Source organism: Nonomuraea sp. CA-143628 (assembly GCF_050942315.1).
Classification (GTDB): Bacteria; Actinomycetota; Actinomycetes; order Streptosporangiales; family Streptosporangiaceae; genus Nonomuraea.
This window is the reverse complement of the sequence record NZ_CP192072.1, coordinates 6,804,625-6,821,030: the sequence shown is the minus strand read 5'-3', so window position 1 is coordinate 6,821,030 and position 16,406 is coordinate 6,804,625. Positions and strand designations below refer to the sequence as shown.

Sequence of the window (16,406 nt, the reverse complement as noted above, 5' to 3'; positions counted from 1 at the left end):
TTGTCCGGCATCGACGCTATGGCTCGTGGGTTATCTTGTCTAAGATCAATATCGCTATGCTGTTATGTATTGAGGGGCATGATGGAGCTGAACACACTCAGGCAGTTCCTGGTGGTGGCACGGCTCGAACACCTCAGCCGCGCGGCCGACGAGTTGCGCGTCGCCCAGCCATCGCTGAGCCGTACCATCGCCCGCTTGGAGAGCGAACTGGGCGCACCGCTGTTCGATCGCGGCGGCCGGCTCCGGCTCAACGACACGGGCAAGCTCTTCCGCGACCACGTCGAACGCTCTCTCGGCGAGCTCGACGCGGGCCGGCGAGCCGTCGCCGAGGCCACCAGCGAGGGCGCGGGCACGGTGCGGCTGGCGTCGGAGACGTTCCTCACCCTCACCGGGCCGCTGGCGGCCTACAAGCGAGCTCATCCCACCATCGAGGTCGAACTCCGCTGGGCGGCGGCCGAGGACATGGCCCGCCACCTGCGGGCCCAAGAGGTCGATCTGTGCGTCGCCTCGCAGCCGATCCACGCCGAGGGCTTGGAGGCGGTTCAGCTGCTCGACGAGGAGGTGTGGGTGGCCACGTCACTCGACCATCCCTTGGCGGGCCGTACCTCGGTGAGCATCGACGAACTCGCCGACCAGTCCTTCGTCGCCGCCCGCAAGGGGCACTGGCAGCGCCGGCTCCTCGACCGGCTCTTCGCCGCCAGAGGCCGCACACCGAAGATCGTCTGTGAGGTCGACGAGCCCAGCGCCATCGCCGACCTGATCGGCGCGGGGCTCGGCATCGGCCTCGTCCCCTCCTTCGCCCGGCACACCGCTGTCCGAGCTCCCCTTGCCGCGATCACCGTCGACAGCCCTGACTGCCGTCGCGCGCTCACGCTGTACTGGGGCGCCGACAACCACCTGTCGACCGCCGCCCGCCTGATGCGCACCACGATCACCAGCTGGAACTGGGTCAAACCGCAGGAGAGACCGCGGCCTACGGGGGGCTGATGACGGTGAGCATGCGGGCGAGCTTCCATGGCCGAGGGCCCCAAGCGGCGAGCTTTCCGCCCAGAAGCGGTTTGGCTATCCCTTGCCGGCCGATGAACACCATCATGAGAGCCGCGGGGTCGGCGGACAGGCGCGCGTCGGCGTCGCGTGCGGACGCCGGGTCCAGCGTCAACGAACCGCGGTCGAAGACCATCAACGTACGTCCGCCGCCACGCAGGCGCAGGTCGAAGCGGGCTCGGAAGGATCCGGCCTTGTCCTGGTCCACCAAGGCCGTGGGCGGCAGTGCCGCGATGAGCGGAAACACGCCGCCCTCGACCGCGAGCAGAGCGTGGTGCCGCTGGATCGGCCACGAGCGCCCGGTGGCCGTGGCTATGTCGTGGCCGTGGATCAGGCATTCCTCGAGCAGGTGACACGCCACCGCCGAAGGCGGCAGGCGGGTGCCTTGCAGCCAGTCGACAGTGGCTACTCGCGAACGCGACGCGACGTCGTCGAACTCGTCGGCAAGCGTGGCGAGGCGAGCCGCGAGAACCGATGGGGCCCGTTCCTCGTCCTGGGCCAGCATCTTGGCGTTGACCTCGGCCATTCCCGCCGCCGTCACCGTGGCGTCCGGGACCGGCCGCCCGGCGACGGCGTCGGTGTCCAAGCGGAGAACATGAGTCAGGTGAGCCGCGACATCGCCCACCGTCCACGTACCGACCGAAACGGTGTGGGGGTCGGCGACGCTCCGCACCAGTGCGACGAGGCGGGGAACAACCTCCCGCAATGCCGCACGAGCCTTGGTCATGGTGTCGGGCGCACCGCTGTACGCCGCGGCCGGGACCATGTCAGCACCTCCCTGGGTGTCAGAGCGGCCCGTCATCGGGCGTTCGCGCGTCAGCCATAGCCACTGGCGACGTGCTGGATATTGTCAGGTGCACTTGAGAATGTAAAGTGGCCGTCATGAGTCGGAGCTACGGCCAGTACTGCGGTCTCGCCCGGGCGCTCGATGTCGTGGGCGACCGGTGGAATCTCCTCATCGTCCGCCAGCTCCTCATCGCTCCCGCCCGCTACCGCGAGCTGCTCGATGGGCTGCCCGGCGTGGCCACGAACCTGCTCACCGACCGCCTGCGCGACCTTCAGCGCGCCGGAGTGGTCGAGCGGCGGCTGGCCGAGGAGGCCAGTGCCATCGTGTACGCGCTCACCCCCTGGGGCACCGAGCTGCGGGAGCCGATTGACAGCCTCATCCGCTGGTCCACACCGCTCATGGCGCGCGGGCCGGGTGACGACCGTTTCCACGCCGAATGGCTCATCGTCGCCCTCCGCGCCCTGCTCAGCGGCAGGGCGGCCGCACAGCAGACGTCGAGGGTGGGGATCGCGGTCGACGGCCGGCTGCTCCAGTTGCGGGCGACGGGCTCGGGCATCGAGGTGACCCCGCACGACGGCGGCGATCTCGATGCCGTCGTGCGCGCTGACGCCTCGATCGTTCTCGGACTGGCCGCGGGTGCGCTCACCCTCGACGATGCCCGTGGGCTCGTCGAGGTCGAAGGCGATGAAGCCGTCGCACGACTCCTTTTCGAGGCAGGCTGATCACCCCGCCTGCCGCTCCCGCTTCCACTGCTGATCGGCCCAGGCCGGATCCAGCGGAGTGTGGGCGATGTGGTTGGTGTAGTTCGACAGCGTCTTCATGCCGACGCCGAGCACGACGTCCAGCACGTGGCGGCGGGTGTGCCCGGCGGCCAGGAACGCCTCGATCTCGGCCTCGGCCACCCAGCCCCGCCGCTCCACGACCGCTTGGGTGAGGCGACGCACCGCCTCCAACGCCTGGTCGGCGATCGGCTGACCGGCGCGCAGGGCCTGAACCACCTCGGCCGGCACCCGGGCGCGCAGCGCGAGCGTGGAGTGGGCGGCCACGCAGTACTCGCAGCCGTTCTCCACACTGGCGGTGATCAGCACCACCTGCTTGGCCGCCAGGGGTAGGGACGACTTGCCGAACTGCTCGGCCAGCGCGTTGTAGCCGGCCAGCAGTTCCGGCGACTCGGCCATCACCCCGTTCAACGTGGTCACAAACCCCATTCGCTTCTTGGCCGCCGCCAACATGGGGCGGGCGGCCTCGGGGGCATCGGTTTCGTCGTAGGTGCGAAAACCGTCGTAGGTGCGAAAACCGCTCATCATCTCTCCTCGGTAGTGGTGAAACCGTCAATCACGGCGTGCACGCCCGCCAGCAGGACGGCCGGCTCGGCGCCGGCTCGCGAACGCAGGTTGACCGCATAGGCCTGCAGGGTCAGCGCTTCGGCGGCCGCCTCCACATTCAGGCCGGCCCGGAGCTGGCCGTCGGCGCGCGCGCTCTCCAGCGCGGCGCGCATCGCCGCCCGGAGCGCGTCGTGGTGGCGATCCAGAACCTCGCGGATCTCCGGCAGGCCACCGCTCGCCGTGGCGTGGCTGTTGGTGACCAGGCATCCCCAGCGGGCATGCTCCCCCGCACACCGCGCCGCTACCAGCCGCTCGAAGAACGCGGCGATGGCCGGCACGCCCCGGGCGTCGGCGGCCAGAGCCTCGAACACCGGCCGTGACTGCCGCTCCAGATAACGGCCCAGCGCGGCGGCCTGCAGCTGCGCCTTGCCGCCGAAGGTCGCATACAGGCTGGAGCGGCTGAGCCCGGTCGCCTGGACGACATCGGCGATGCCGGTGCTGTCGGTCCCGCGTTGCCAGAACAGGTTCACCACCTGGTCCAGGGTCGCGTCGGGATCGAAGTGTTTGATGTCGGGCATCTGACCATCTCTCATCTTGGAACGACTGTTCCAAGATAGGCGGTGGCGGCGTTCCGGCGCAACTTATGACCTCCGAGATTGCGCAATCCGGGTCGCTGAGGTCGACATCCACCTCATACTCCGCACCGAACTGCGGGTCAGCCGGTCCCTTGCAGGGCGGACAGCAGGAGCGGCTGGTGCCGGTCGCCGGTAGCGTCCTGGCGGGGTAGTGCTGGGTATACCCGCATCTCTAGCCTCAGCGCCCATGTGCCAAGATCCCCGCGCCGGTTGGATCGAGGCATGACATCGACAGATATGGTCCAGTTGCGGTCGGTGAGCAAGGTGTACGGCTCCGGAGACCGAGCAGTGGCAGCGCTCAACAGCGTGACCACGGGATTCGCGCCAGGCACCTTCACCGCCGTGATGGGCCCGTCCGGCTCGGGAAAGTCCACGTTGCTGCACTGCGCGGCCGGGCTGGACCGGCCCGGCGACGGCAAGGTCGTCATCGACGGCACCGACCTCGGCACGCTGACGGAGAATGAGCTGACGCTGCTGCGCCGTGAGCGGGTCGGGTTCGTCTTCCAGTCCTTCAATCTGGTCTCCGCTCTGACGGCGGAGCAGAATGTCGCCCTCCCGCTGCGCCTGGCCGGGCAGCGGCCCGGCGCGGCCGAGGTCCATACGGCGTTGGCCGAGGTCGGGCTGGCCGAGCGGGCCCGGCACCGACCCAGCGAGCTGTCCGGCGGCCAGCAGCAGCGTGTGGCGATCGCCCGCGCGCTCGTCACCAAACCCGCGGTGATCTTCGCGGACGAGCCGACCGGCGCGCTGGACACCACGACCTCCCGGGCCGTGCTGAAGCTGCTGCGCGGGATCGTGGATCACCAGGGTCAGACCGTGATCATGGTGACGCATGACCCGGTCGTGGCCGCGTACGCCCACCGAGTGTTGTTCCTGGCCGACGGCCGTGTGGTGGACGAGCTCACCGGCGGCCCCGGGGCCGAGACGATCGCGGCCCGGATGGCGAGCCTGGAGGTGGCGGCATGCTGAAGCGGGCCAGGAGGAAGGCTTCAGCGCCGCGCGACGCCGGGCGGGTCCAGGGCGCGGCAGGCCGCGGAGGGCGCGATGGCGGTTCACTGGTCCTGGCCTGGGATCTGGCGCGCGGCCGCTGGGGCAGCCTGATCGGCACCTCCCTCGCGCTCGGCCTGGCGGTCGGCATCCTGTCCATGACGGGACTGGTCTTCGCCTCCGCGCGGCCTCAGGTTCCCGTCCGGTACGCCGCAGCGGCCGTCCTGGTCAAGACGCCCTCTACCGGCGGAGAGGTGAACGGCTTGTTCTACCCGGACAGGTCCTGGTCACCGGAGCGGGCGCGGTCGCTGACCGAGCGGCTCGGCCGGATCCCGGGGGTGGCGGCGGTCGTGCCCGACCGGGTCTTCTACGCTCAAGCGGTCATCGGCGGCAAGCCCGTCGCGGGTGAGACGCAGGGATACCTGTGGCCCAGCGCGGCGCTCGCTCCGTACCGGCCGGCCGCGGGCAAGCCCCCCGCGGGCCCTGGTGAGCTCGTCGTGAGCCGTGCGCTGGGGTTGTCCCCGGGTCAGCGGGTGACGGTGCTCACCGCCGCCGGGCCGGCGTCCTACTTGGTGTCCGGCACGGTCACCGGCCCGGGTTACTACTTCGCACAGGCGCCATCCGGCGGGGTTCGGGTCATCGGGCTGATGGCCGAGGCCGGTGCGGACGTCGCGGCGATCGAGCGTGCGGCCCGAGCCGTCGTCGGCGCCGAGGGGCTGGTCCTGAGCGGTGATTCCAGATCGGCGACCGAGCCTGTGGCGGACGTTCAGAGACGGTGGTTCGGCTACCAGATCCTCAGCGGCATGGCGATCCTGGTGGCATTCACGGCGGTGTTCATCGTGGCCTCCACCTTCGCGTTCGGCGTGGCGCAGCGGCGCGGGGAGCTGGGGCTGCTGCGGACGGTGGGCGCGACCCCGCGCCAGATGCGCGCCCTGATGCACGGCGAGGCGCTGGTGGTCGGCGTGGCCGCTGCCGCGGCCGGGGCCGCTCTGGGTACGGCTTGCGCTCCCGGCTTCGGCCAGGCCCTCGTCGATCTGGGGTTCCAGCCGCAGAGCTTCGCCGTTGAGATCCAGCCGTGGCCGATAGCGGCATGCTTCGCCGCCGGGCTGGTGGTCGCCCAGCTCGGGGTATGGGCGGCTGCACGCCGGGCTGCGAAGGTGGCACCACTGGAGGCGCTGCGCGAGGCCGTGGTGGACGAACGCCCGATGACGGCCGGCCGGTGGGGGTTCGGAGCGCTGTTCACCATCGTGGGGGTGGTGCTCGGCGTCTTCATCGCCGGCGAGTCCGACAGCGTGATCCAGTACTCCTTCTACGCGGCGGGATCACTGATCGTCGGGCTTTCGCTGCTCGCGCCGGCGGTCATCCCACCGCTCGTACGAGCCGTGTCGTGGCCGGCCCGAAGCGGAGCGATCGGCATGCTGGTACGGCAGGGCGCGCTGACCGCTGTGCGGCGCACCGCCTCCACAGCGGCACCGGTGCTGGTCACGGTCGGGTTCGCGGTTCTGGTCACCGGGATGGTGGAAACCAACGTCGGGGCCAACGGGCTGCGTCGGGCCGCGGCCGTCCAGGCGGACTGGGTGCTCGCGCCACAGGGCACACCGGGCCTCACCGACGCCGCGGTCTCGGCCGCGCAGGGCTCCTCCACGCTGCCGACCACCGTCTACGCGGGCGACCGACCCTTCAGCGCGGTCGGCGTGGCGGGACGGACCAAGGCGGATGTGATCGCCGGAGACCTGCGGGACCTGCGAGGCGGCCAGACGATGGCCGTGGCCGAGTGGGCCGCGCGTGAGCGCGGCTGGCGCGTCGGCACCGCCGCGCCAGTGGCGTTCGAGGACGGGCGAAGCCTGCGGCTGACCGTGGTCGCGGTGCTCGAAAAGGCCCCGGCCGACATCCTGCTGACCCGCCAGGCCGTACGCGACCACGACCCGTCCGCACTCACCGACCCCGTCTACCTCGCCGCCCCCACCGCTGTCCCGGCGGACACGGGAGCCGTCATCGAAAAGGTCACCGACCGGATGGCGGGCATCGAGGAACATGACGACCAGCTGGTCTGGGTCTTCGTGCTCATCCTGGTAGGACTGTCCGTGGGCTACAGCGCCATCGCCATCGCCAACACGCTGCTGATGGCCACCGCCGACCGGACAACCGATCTGCGCGTGCTGCGTCTGTCCGGCGCGACCACCGCCCAGGTGCTGCGGACCGTCGCCCTCGAGTCGACCCTTGTGGTCGCGATCGGCGCGCTGCTCGGCATCGTGGTGGCGGTGACGGCTCTGGTCGGCATCGCCACGGGGCTGTCCAACATGATCGGCATGACCGTCGGCATGATTCTTCCGTGGCCGATCATTGGCGCGGTCATCGGCATCTGCCTCGTGCTCGCCGTCGCCGCCTCGGTCATCCCGGCCAGAGCCGCGCTGCGGCCGTCCCGGCCGTAGCGACATGGCGGCTCGGCCTCGGACAGTAGACCCAGCACTACTGCCCGCCCGCCTACCGGCGGATACCGTCAGAAAGTGCTCAACCGGACCGCGCTGGAGGCGCTCACGCAGCGACCGCTGCCGTTCCTGGGCTCCGCGTGGCCCTGGCGGTGCGCGGCGTACCTGCTGGCCAGCGCCGTCCCCGGGATGGCCGTCGGGGCCGCGGCGTTCGCCACGATCCCGCTCGGCGTGGTCGCGGCCCCGGTCGTGCTGGCGCTGTGCCTGCCGCTCGTCGCCTGGTTCGAGCGGCGCAGGCTGCGGCTGGTCGACGGCGTGCCGCTGCCCGAGGTGCCCGGCGGGCGCGGGCGGGAGGCCGGGCTGGCCGTCGTCACGATGCTCGCGCTGTGGTGGATCGACCTGATCATGCTGGGGTTCACCGTGGGCGGGCCGGTGGTCCTGATGCTCTCGCCGGTCGTGCAGCCCGAGGCGGAGCCCGCGGGCTCTGTGGCGGGCTCTGTTGCGGGCGTGCTGCTGCTGCCCGTCGCCGCGTACACGATCACCGCCTGGGGCGGTGCCCGAGGGGTGATGGTACGCGCGATGCTCGCGCCGCAGGGCTCCGAGCTGAACGAGGTGCTGCGGTCGCGGGCGCGGCTGGTGGACGCGTTCGAGATGGAGCGCCGCAGGATCGAGCGGGACCTGCACGACGGCGCGCAGCAGCGGCTGGTCTCCCTGTCGATGGCGCTCGGCATGGCCCGGCTCGACCTGCCGGACGACTCGCCCGCGGGCCGGATGGTCGGGCAGGCTCACGAGGAGGCCAAGCGGGCGCTCGCCGAGCTGCGCGAGCTGATCAGGGGCGTGCACTCGCAGGTGCTCACCGACCGCGGGCTGGGCGCGGCGGTCCGCGACGTGGCCGGGCGCTCGCCCGTGCCGGTGGACGTGGACACGGAGCTGGCCGGCCGGTTGCCCGCGCCCGTGGAGGTGACCGCGTACTACGTGGTCAGCGAGGCCCTCGCGAACCTGGCCAAGCACAGCCGGGCCACCAGGGGCGCCGTCACCGGGCGGGTCGAGGGCGGCACGCTGGTCTTGGAGGTGCGCGACGATGGTGTGGGCGGGGCCGACCCGGCCAAGGGCACGGGGCTGACCGGGCTGGCCGACCGGCTGTCCGTGGTGGGCGGGAGACTGTCCCTGTCCAGCCCGGCCGGCGGTCCGACCCGGATGAGAGTGGAGATACCGTGCGCGTAGTGATCGCCGAGGACGCCGTCCTGCTGCGGGAAGGCCTGGTCGGGCTGCTCGAACGGTTCGGCCACTCCGTGGCCGCCGCGGTCGGCGACGCTTCCGCCCTGCTCGCCGCCGTCGCCGAGCACCGCCCCGACGCCGTGGTGACCGACGTGCGCATGCCGCCCGGCTTCGCCGACGAGGGGCTGCGGGCGGCGCTGGAGCTGCGCGGGCGGCGTCCGGACCTGGCCGTCCTGGTGCTCAGCCAGTACGTCGAGCAGACCTACGCCGCCGAGTTGCTGGAGTCGGGCGCCGGCGCCGGGATCGGCTACCTGCTGAAGGACCGCATCGGCGACGTGCGCGAGTTCGTCGACGCGCTCGACCGGGTGGCCGCCGGGGGCACGGTCGTGGACCCGGAGGTCGTCCGCCAACTGCTGAGGCGGCGACGCGACCCGCTGGCCCGGCTCACCCCGCGCGAGCAGGAGGTGCTCGGTCTGATCGCCGAGGGGCGGACGAACGCGTCGATCGCCAAAGAGTTGTTCGTCACCGAGGCGGCCGTGGCCAAGCACATCGCGAACATCTTCGCCAAGCTCGACCTCCCGCCCGCCGCGGACGGGCACAGAAGGGTGCTGGCAGTACTCGAATACCTCAAATGACCGACGCCCGTGAGGTCGCGGTGATCAGGCGGCCTTGCCGCGGGCGATGTAGAGGCTCATGTCGGCGAAGTCGAGGGTGACGTTGAAAGGCTTGAAGAAGCAGTGGGGGAAGTGGCCCGTACTGTCGATCCCCGACCCGAAGGGCCAGGGCACGTTCACCGGCATTTTGGGGTTCATGTAGCAGTAGGCATCCTTGGCGACGGCGTCGCCGAGGCGGATCTCCTTCGGGTAGCAGGGGTAGGCCACGGCGGGGTGGCTGTGGGCGAACGTCTCGACCGGGCGGTCGTAGTCGGTACGGATCCGCAACCGTTTGGCCGTTTCCCCGGGCATGCCCGCGGCGATCTCGCCGGTTCCGCCGATGGTCACGCCCATCACCCGCGGGCCGGAGTCGGTGACGCCGGCGAGGCTGCCCAGGCTGAGGACCCCATGGTCACGGGCCAGCCACAGCGGCAAGGGCTTGGCGCCCGCTCGTTCGGCGGCGGCACGCGCCTTCCTGGTCGCCTCGGGGGTCGGGCGGCGCAGGATCAGCGATCGGCCCGCGTAGTCGAAGGTGGTCAGCAGGTGGTAGAAGACCCACGTGCCGATCAGGCCGTCGCTGTCGGTGTCGACATCTGCGCCCGACTCCGTCTCCGACCAGCCCACGGGGACGTTGCGCAGTTCGATGTCGCCCAGCTTGAAGGAGTCCAGTATCCCGTAGTGCGCCCAGATGGAGGTGCCCTCGAATTCGGTCTTCTGGCTGGCGACAGGGCTCAGCCCGGCCTCCTTGGCCACCGACGCGCGCATGCTCAGATTCGGGGCGCCGGTGTAGAACACGAAGCTCTTCGGCGGCCCGCCGTTGACCGAGGCCTTTACCAGCGGAATCGGGTCCATCTGCTCGATCCGCACACGCGCGATGTCGCCGTGGATCTGATACGGCTCACCGCTGACCGCCGCGAACCATTTGGCGTAGGCTTCCTCGCCGGCCGCTTGCCAGCGTGGTGCGGAAAGGGCGAGTTTGTCCTGCCGGATGTAGCAGTCGCCCAGAAGCTCGTTGGTCTCCTTGTCGTCGGGCGCCAGGTTGAGGGCCATGTTGAGGTATTTCTCGGCGTCGGGGAACCGGTTGGACAGCAGCCCGACATAGCCGCGCTGGCGAGCGGCGCGCAGGTTCTCGGGGTCTGTCTTCAGGATCTCCTCGTACGCCCGGGCGGCCTGCTCGAATTTCCCAGCCCTGAACACCGCGTCGGCGTCACCGCTGCCGGCTGACGCCGTGGCCGCCTTGCCCAGCAGCGGCGTGGCCGCGGCGGCACCGGCCAGTACGGCGGCGCCCCGAAACAGTGAACGCCGGTCCCATTTCCCGTCATCAGCCACGTCTTCTCCTTACGCTCCGTGACTTGCCCGCCGGTCAATCCCCGTCCACTGTCGGCTGGCCGCGTCCCCGCCTCGTTCGCGCCGTGTCATGGTTTCGTCACAGTTACGCCTACAGTTACGCCCACGGCGGGCGGCGCGGATCTCGGCGCCGATGCCGTGTCGCCAACGCCGCCGCGTGGGCTCACCTGACCACGTCAACCGATTTCGCGTAGTCGGCTACTGACGGCGGAGGGAGCCGATGGCATCGGCGAGCAGGTCGATGCCGTCGACGACGGCCGGTTCGGTCAGGCTGCCGTACCCGAAGACCAGACCTTCCGGTCCCGCCTTCTCCACCCAGTAGGGCGCCAGGCCATAGACCCCGAGACCGCGTTCCAGCGCCGCGTTCGTCACAGCGGCCTCGGTGAGATCGGGCGGCAGCCACGTCATCACATGAAGGCCGGCGGAGACTCCGATCGGCACGAGGTCCGGCACCTGCTCGGCCAGCCGGCCGACGAGCGTGTCCCGCAACCGCCGGTACCGCGGCCGCATCCGGCGCAGGTGCCGATCGAACTCACCTCGCGCGACGAAGTCGGCGAAGGTCAGCTGGTCGAACACCGGCGAGCCGCGATCGTCGATCACCTTGGCCGTCGACATCGGCTCGACCAGACGGCTCGGCAGGATCAGCCAGCCGAGCCGGAGCCCGGGCGCCAGCGTCTTGCTCGCCGTACCGGCGTAGACCACGGACTCCGGCGCCAGACCCTGGATGGCGCCGATCGGCTCGCGGTCGTATCGGTACTCCGCGTCGTAGTCGTCCTCGATGACCAGGACATCGTGCTTCGTGGCCCACGCGACCAACCCGGCCCGCGTCCGCGCCGAAGCCACCGCACCGGTCGGGAACTGGTGGGCCGCGGTCACCACGACGATGTCGGCTCCCGACCGCTCGAGCGCCTCCACATCCAGCCCGGTCTCCAGCACCGGTACGCCGACCGTCTCCAGCCCTGTCTTCGTCGCGACATCGCGAAGCTCATTGTCGGACGGGTCCTCGACCGCCAGCCGGCGATACCCGGCAGCCGCCAGTACCTGCAGGAGCAGCCGCGAACCTTGGGCGAAGCCGTTGCAGACCAGCATGTTCTCCGGCCGCGCCGATGTGCCGCGGACCCGGTTCAGGTAGTCGGCGAGGGCCTCACGGAGTTCGGCGGTGCCGCGCCCGTCGAGGTAGGCCAGGCGCCTGTTCGGCGTCTCGTTGAGCACCTTGCGGATCGACCGCAACCAAGCAGCGCGAGGGAACTGGGAGACGTCCGGCTTGCTGTACTTGAAATCGATCCGGGGCTGCTCATCGGTTGTCGCGGCGCTCTTCTGCTCCATCTGGATCGCGGCCGCCGCCGGCGCCACCTGCGTGTAACCGCCGGCCCGGCTGACCAGATATCCCTCGGCCACCAACTGCTGATAGGCCTCGACGACCACTCCCCTGGACAGTCCGAGATCAGTCGCGAGGGCGCGCGTCGCCGGCATCACCGCGCCGGCCCGGAGCAGCCCCTGCCGGATCCGGTCCCGGATGCCGCTTTCCAACTGCTGGTGCAGCGGCACGGACGAGTCGCGCCGGAGCTCGACGAGCAGCTCACCGGTGGCCAAATTGGTCCTGGATCGGCTCATAGAACTGGACCTTATCGAAGTACCGCTTCGCTGTCAGGGTGGTGAACACCACCACTTGCGACAGGAGTACGACGATGACCACCACCGCTCTCACCCTTGAACTGCTGCACCCGGGAGAGGCCGGGTACGACGAGGCGCGAACGGTCTGGAATGCGATGATCGACCGGCACCCGGCCGTGATCGCCCGCTGCCACAGCACCGCGGACGTCGCGGCGGCGGTCCGCTTCGCCCAGGCCAGGGACCTGGAGATCGCGGTCCGCTGCGGCGGCCACAACATCGCCGGACTCGCCGTACCCGAGGGCGGGCTGATGATCGACCTGACGCCGATGAACAAGGTCCGCGTCGACCCCGAGCGGCGGCTCGCCTGGATCCAGGGCGGCGCCCTGCTCGGCGAACTGGATCGCGCCGCGCAGGAGTACGGCCTGGCCACCACGGCCGGCAACGTGTCGCACACCGGCGTCGGCGGCCTCACTCTCGGCGGCGGGATGGGCTGGCTCGCCCGGCAGTTCGGGCTCGCCTGCGACAACGTGGCCTCGTACGAACTCGTGACCGCCGCCGGCGACATCGTGACGGCGAGTGCGACCGAGAACCCCGAGCTGTTCTGGGGACTACGCGGTGGCGGCGGCAACTTCGGCATCGTCACCTCGTTCGAGTTCCGCTTGCACCAGGTCGGCACCCGCACCCTCGTCGCCGAGTTCAGCTACGCCTGGGAAGAGGCCTTCGCCGTACTGCGAGGTTGGCGCGACCTGAACGCCACCGCGCCCCGCCAGGCCACCTTCACCGCAAGCATCCGCGGCCAGGAACTGACCATCGGCTTCGTCTGGGTCGGCGACCCGGACGAGGGCGCCGAGCTGATCGCGGCCTTCCACGAGCTCGGCACGATAGTCGCCGAGAGCATCGAGGAGATGTCCTACCTGACTCTGCAGAGCCGCGAGGACAGCGTGCAAGGACATCGGTTCCGCCGCTACTGGAAAGGCCACTACTTCAAGTCTCTGCCCGACGAGGCGATCCGCGCCCTGCTCCGCAACCCCGGCATCGGCGCCAGCCTGCAGGCGTACGGCGGCGCGATCGCCGAGGTCGCGGACGACGACGCCGCCTTCAGCCACCGCGACACACAGTTCGAGTTCGTCACCGCCACCCGCTGGGAGGACCTCGCCGACGACGCCGAACGGATCGCCACGATCCGCGCGTACGCCGCCACCCTCGACCCGTACGCCGGCGGCGCCTACGTCAACACCCTCAACGGCGAGAGCCTCAGCCGCGCCTTCCCGCCGGCCAAGCTGGCCCGGCTGACCGCGCTGAAGAACAGCTACGACCCGGCCAACCTCTTCCACCTCAACCAGAACATCCGGCCGACCGTCTAGCGCTCTCGCTGTACCTGGCGCCTTACCCGGTCAGCATCTCGGTGACGATGACGTAGAGCGCCCAGACCGACAGCCCGGCCATGATGATGATCTCGCGCCAGCCGAGGGCGGGCCTGGCCTGGATGGCGTACGACATGGTGATGTTGGGTGCCGCCGGCGCGGGCGGTCGCCGGTTCTCGGCCAGTGGCTGGTTGAAGCGGTGGATGAAGATCTGGATGAGGTTCATGCCGGCGACCAGCCCCGCCGCGAAGCTCAGCGCGCTCGTACCGACGGCGAACTGCAGGGCGATGATGGCCACCACGCACAGAAGCGTGAGGGTGTCGTAGATGCCGATGAGGCGTTGCCCGCGCTCGTAGTAGGCGGCGATGCGCTTGATCCGGACGTGGTAGGGGGCGAACAGCCACAGGCCGAACTTGGCCAGTGCCTGCAGGTAGAACAGGGCGATCAAGATGCCCAGTGCGATCGTCATGGCCGGCGTCCTTTCATGAGGCGTCTTCGGTTGCGGCGTCAACGGCGGTGAACCAGGGGCGCAGCACGGTGGGTTCGACCAGCACGAGGCAGTGCTCGGCAAGGCCGAGGATCCGTTCCAGGGCCTGGGTGTGGGCGGCGACCGTCTCCTGAGCGGCGGACAGGTCCGGTCCGCCGGTCGCGTCGAAGGACACGATCATCTCGGCCAGCCGGTCGTTGAGGTCCTGCACCAGTGCGACGAGAACGCGGCCGGTCGCGTCGGGGTGCGTGACGGCCAGGGTGGTCTCGCGTGCGCCTTGCTCAAGGATGCCGGCCAGCAGCGGAGCGATGCGGTCGGCGATGCCCGGGCGCAGCTTCTGCCGGACGACGGCGTTGTCGTCGGACTGCCAGACGCGTAGCAGCGCGACGAGCAGGTCGCGCCGCTGGGCCTTCCAGCGGCCCAGCCCGGTGAAGAAGCTCTGCAGCTTCTCCAACGCGGGCGCGTCCGGATCGGCGGCCAGTGGAGCCACAGCGGCGGCGATCTGATCGGCCATGCGTTCCATCACCGCTTCGACGAGCGCCTGTTTGGAGTCGAAGTAGTGGTAGAAGGCGCCCTTGGAGGCGCCCACCTGGGACCAGACGTCCTGCACGCTCATCCGCTCGTAGCCCTTGGTGTGCAGCAACAGTTCCGCCGCGTCCAGGAACTGCGCTCGCCGTCCGGCGTGCGCGGCCTGATCAACTGTCCGGGCCATCGCATCCTCCCATCCACCTATTAGCAAACCGGCTGCCGGTTTATTAATATCACGAGAGTTCTGCTGTGTCGCGACCAGCCCGGCCGGCAGGCGCCCCGACTGGCGTTGGCATCACAATCCGAGGAGCTATCTCGTCGGTAGCTACTGAGGCGCCGGTTTCATCGCCAGGCGTCCATGACCGCAGCATCTCGATCCAAGGAGAAGGCGACATGTCAACAGCCCAGGAAGCACGCAACAAGGAGACGTACCACCGCTTCCATGAGGCCATCAACAGCGGCGATCTGGAGGTGATCTCAAAGGCGATCGACGAGCTCATTCACCCGGACGGGCGGTTCCACACGGCGGAGGGGACCGCCGTGAACGCGGTGCAGGTGCAAAGGCGCATATGGGAGGTCCTCCTGCGCGCGTATCCCGACATCCGCATAGCGCTCGAGGACCTGATCGCCGAGGAAGACAAGATCGTCGCTCGGCAGACGGTCACCGGGACCAACTCCGGTGAATACCGGGGCATGCCCCCGACCGGCAAATCGGTCACCTACCACGAGATCTTCATCATCCGCTTCGCCGACGGCCAGATCATCGACATCTGGGGAGTCGTCGACCTCTACTCACAGCTGCGGCAACTCGGCCTCATCCCGGCATAGTGCGCGCACTTCTGGAAAAGCCCGGTGACAACCGCCGAGCCGAGAGCCCGGACCGTCCTCAGCTCATGAAGGCGACCTGGACGAGTACGGCGACCGCCGCCCCGGCCCCGTGACAGTGCCCACGACCGCGAAGGGAATTCTTCGGCGGGCAGACCCCAGGTCAACCAGAGATTGTCGGGGGTCTGGGGTCGGCGCGATACGTTGGCCGGGCACGGGCCCGAGATTCCAAGCAACCGACGTTGACTATCGACGGTTAGTCAACTACGGTTGCTTATATGCCGGTCGAAGACGTACCCGTTCCCAAGGATCCCGCCGACTCGCTGGCGGCCGTCGTGGCGCTGCGACTCTTGGCCGATCGGCTGGAGGACGCCGCCGTGGAGCAGGCCATGCGCGCGGGCTGGAGCTGGCCGGATGTCGCCGAGGCTCTCGGTGTCACCCGCCAGGCGGTTCACAAGAAGCACGTCAAGCGGCTCATCGCCGCCGGAGTCGCGCTGAGGAGACGACAGTGAGTGCGATCGATCACTACATCAACGCGATCATCGAGCAGGGGGCGGCGGAGGCGCAAGAGGATGGGTCCTCGGCGATCGAGGCCCACCATCTTCTGCTGGCGATCGCGGCCGGCGAAGGCACCGCCGCCCATCGCGTCCTGGCCGCTGCCGGGCTCGGGCGGCAGGCGATCCGGGACGCGCTCGACAGGGAGTTCGAGCACAGCCTGAGCGCGGTCGGCGTGAGCGTCGCCTCCTTCGACCTCCCCAAACCCGCCGCCGCCCCCGAGCCTCCGAAGCTCGGCGCTTCGGCGCGGCTCGCGATCGAACGTGGGTTCACCGCCGCCACTGGCAAGAAGGACCTGCGTCCGGCGCATATGCTGCTCGGCATCCTGGACACCGAGATCGGCACCGTCCCCCGCGCGCTCGCCCTGGCCGGCCTGGACCGGGTGGATCTGATCGCCCGCGCTCGGGAGGCGCTTGCCGGAAACAGCTGGTAGGCCGGGCTCGGCCTGCCGCTTCGCCCACCCGCCTGAACCGTCCTCGGTCTGAAACCGTCCCCGGGTCTGAACGGTCCTGGCCAGGCGTTACTCGACGCCGCCTGATCCCCATTCCTTTCCCTATGGCCCGGCCTGGGCCGCGACCGCCCGCGCGGCGACGCGGCTCTCTCGGCTCAGG

At 69.9% G+C, this 16,406-nt stretch carries 17 protein-coding genes; 10 read left to right on the top strand and 7 right to left on the bottom strand.

Annotation, left to right across the window (positions count from 1 at the left end):
- The first annotated feature begins 78 nt into the window (after positions 1–78).
- Positions 79–987 carry a LysR family transcriptional regulator gene (locus ACQP2T_RS31180; RefSeq protein WP_433519622.1) on the top strand — a complete coding sequence of 303 codons (909 nt, stop codon included), beginning with the start codon at positions 79–81 and terminating at the stop codon, positions 985–987.
- On the opposite strand, the gene ACQP2T_RS31175 is transcribed toward ACQP2T_RS31180, so the two are convergent.
- Positions 974–1,810 (bottom strand): maleylpyruvate isomerase N-terminal domain-containing protein, encoded by an 837-nt coding sequence (locus ACQP2T_RS31175; RefSeq protein ID WP_433519621.1) that lies wholly within the window; start codon positions 1,808–1,810, stop codon positions 974–976. The genes ACQP2T_RS31180 and ACQP2T_RS31175 overlap by 14 nt on opposite strands.
- Before the next feature lie 116 nt (positions 1,811–1,926).
- Between ACQP2T_RS31175 and ACQP2T_RS31170 the strand changes: the two genes are divergently transcribed.
- Complete coding sequence (locus tag ACQP2T_RS31170; RefSeq protein WP_433519620.1) at positions 1,927–2,553, top strand: winged helix-turn-helix transcriptional regulator; 627 nt, start codon at positions 1,927–1,929, stop codon at positions 2,551–2,553.
- On the opposite strand, the gene ACQP2T_RS31165 is transcribed toward ACQP2T_RS31170, so the two are convergent.
- Positions 2,554–3,138 carry a carboxymuconolactone decarboxylase family protein gene (locus ACQP2T_RS31165; protein WP_433519619.1) on the bottom strand — a complete coding sequence of 195 codons (585 nt, stop codon included), beginning with the start codon at positions 3,136–3,138 and terminating at the stop codon, positions 2,554–2,556.
- The gene (locus ACQP2T_RS31160; RefSeq protein WP_433519618.1) at positions 3,135–3,734 is read right to left on the bottom strand and encodes a TetR/AcrR family transcriptional regulator; all 600 of its coding nucleotides are present in this window, start codon (positions 3,732–3,734) and stop codon (positions 3,135–3,137) included. Before ACQP2T_RS31160 ends, ACQP2T_RS31165 begins: the two co-directional genes overlap by 4 nt.
- A gap of 279 nt (positions 3,735–4,013) precedes the next feature.
- Between ACQP2T_RS31160 and ACQP2T_RS31155 the strand changes: the two genes are divergently transcribed.
- The 4 genes from ACQP2T_RS31155 to ACQP2T_RS31140 all read left to right on the top strand — a co-directional run bounded on the left by ACQP2T_RS31155 (position 4,014) and on the right by ACQP2T_RS31140 (position 9,057).
- A complete protein-coding gene (locus tag ACQP2T_RS31155) occupies positions 4,014–4,757 on the top strand; it encodes an ABC transporter ATP-binding protein (protein WP_433519617.1) in 744 nt (247 codons plus the stop codon).
- Positions 4,751–7,207, top strand: a complete 2,457-nt coding sequence (locus tag ACQP2T_RS31150; RefSeq protein WP_433519616.1) for an FtsX-like permease family protein — start codon at positions 4,751–4,753, stop codon at positions 7,205–7,207. The genes ACQP2T_RS31155 and ACQP2T_RS31150 overlap by 7 nt, the downstream gene beginning before the upstream one ends.
- Before the next feature lie 75 nt (positions 7,208–7,282).
- Entirely contained in the window at positions 7,283–8,428 is a 1,146-nt protein-coding gene (locus ACQP2T_RS31145; RefSeq protein ID WP_433519615.1) for a histidine kinase, read from the top strand.
- Positions 8,419–9,057 (top strand): response regulator, encoded by a 639-nt coding sequence (locus ACQP2T_RS31140; protein ID WP_433519614.1) that lies wholly within the window; start codon positions 8,419–8,421, stop codon positions 9,055–9,057. The genes ACQP2T_RS31145 and ACQP2T_RS31140 overlap by 10 nt, the downstream gene beginning before the upstream one ends.
- A 24-nt stretch (positions 9,058–9,081) precedes the next feature.
- Here ACQP2T_RS31140 and ACQP2T_RS31135 read toward each other — a convergent pair whose 3' ends face one another.
- Together ACQP2T_RS31135 and ACQP2T_RS31130 are read right to left on the bottom strand one after the other, a co-directional pair.
- The gene (locus ACQP2T_RS31135; protein WP_433519613.1) at positions 9,082–10,404 is read right to left on the bottom strand and encodes an aspartyl protease family protein; all 1,323 of its coding nucleotides are present in this window, start codon (positions 10,402–10,404) and stop codon (positions 9,082–9,084) included.
- A gap of 216 nt (positions 10,405–10,620) precedes the next feature.
- Positions 10,621–12,036, bottom strand: a complete 1,416-nt coding sequence (locus ACQP2T_RS31130; RefSeq protein ID WP_433519612.1) for a PLP-dependent aminotransferase family protein — start codon at positions 12,034–12,036, stop codon at positions 10,621–10,623.
- Between the two features lie 74 nt (positions 12,037–12,110).
- On the opposite strand from ACQP2T_RS31130, the gene ACQP2T_RS31125 reads away from it, so the two are divergent.
- On the top strand, positions 12,111–13,400 hold the full coding sequence (locus tag ACQP2T_RS31125) for an FAD-binding oxidoreductase (RefSeq protein ID WP_433519611.1): 1,290 nt from the start codon (positions 12,111–12,113) through the stop codon (positions 13,398–13,400).
- Between the two features lie 22 nt (positions 13,401–13,422).
- Here the strand turns inward: ACQP2T_RS31125 and ACQP2T_RS31120 are convergent, their stop codons facing one another.
- Positions 13,423–13,869, bottom strand: coding sequence for a hypothetical protein (locus ACQP2T_RS31120; protein ID WP_433519610.1), 447 nt, complete (start codon positions 13,867–13,869; stop codon positions 13,423–13,425).
- A gap of 13 nt (positions 13,870–13,882) precedes the next feature.
- Entirely contained in the window at positions 13,883–14,599 is a 717-nt protein-coding gene (locus tag ACQP2T_RS31115; RefSeq protein WP_433519609.1) for a TetR/AcrR family transcriptional regulator, read from the bottom strand.
- Positions 14,600–14,808: 209 nt separating this feature from the next.
- On the opposite strand from ACQP2T_RS31115, the gene ACQP2T_RS31110 reads away from it, so the two are divergent.
- The 3 genes from ACQP2T_RS31110 to ACQP2T_RS31100 all read left to right on the top strand — a co-directional run bounded on the left by ACQP2T_RS31110 (position 14,809) and on the right by ACQP2T_RS31100 (position 16,228).
- A complete protein-coding gene (locus ACQP2T_RS31110) occupies positions 14,809–15,243 on the top strand; it encodes an ester cyclase (protein WP_433519608.1) in 435 nt (144 codons plus the stop codon).
- Between the two features lie 275 nt (positions 15,244–15,518).
- A complete protein-coding gene (locus ACQP2T_RS31105) occupies positions 15,519–15,752 on the top strand; it encodes a winged helix-turn-helix domain-containing protein (RefSeq protein ID WP_357955340.1) in 234 nt (77 codons plus the stop codon).
- On the top strand, positions 15,749–16,228 hold the full coding sequence (locus ACQP2T_RS31100) for a Clp protease N-terminal domain-containing protein (RefSeq protein ID WP_433519607.1): 480 nt from the start codon (positions 15,749–15,751) through the stop codon (positions 16,226–16,228). Before ACQP2T_RS31105 ends, ACQP2T_RS31100 begins: the two co-directional genes overlap by 4 nt.
- Positions 16,229–16,406: the final 178 nt, after the last annotated feature.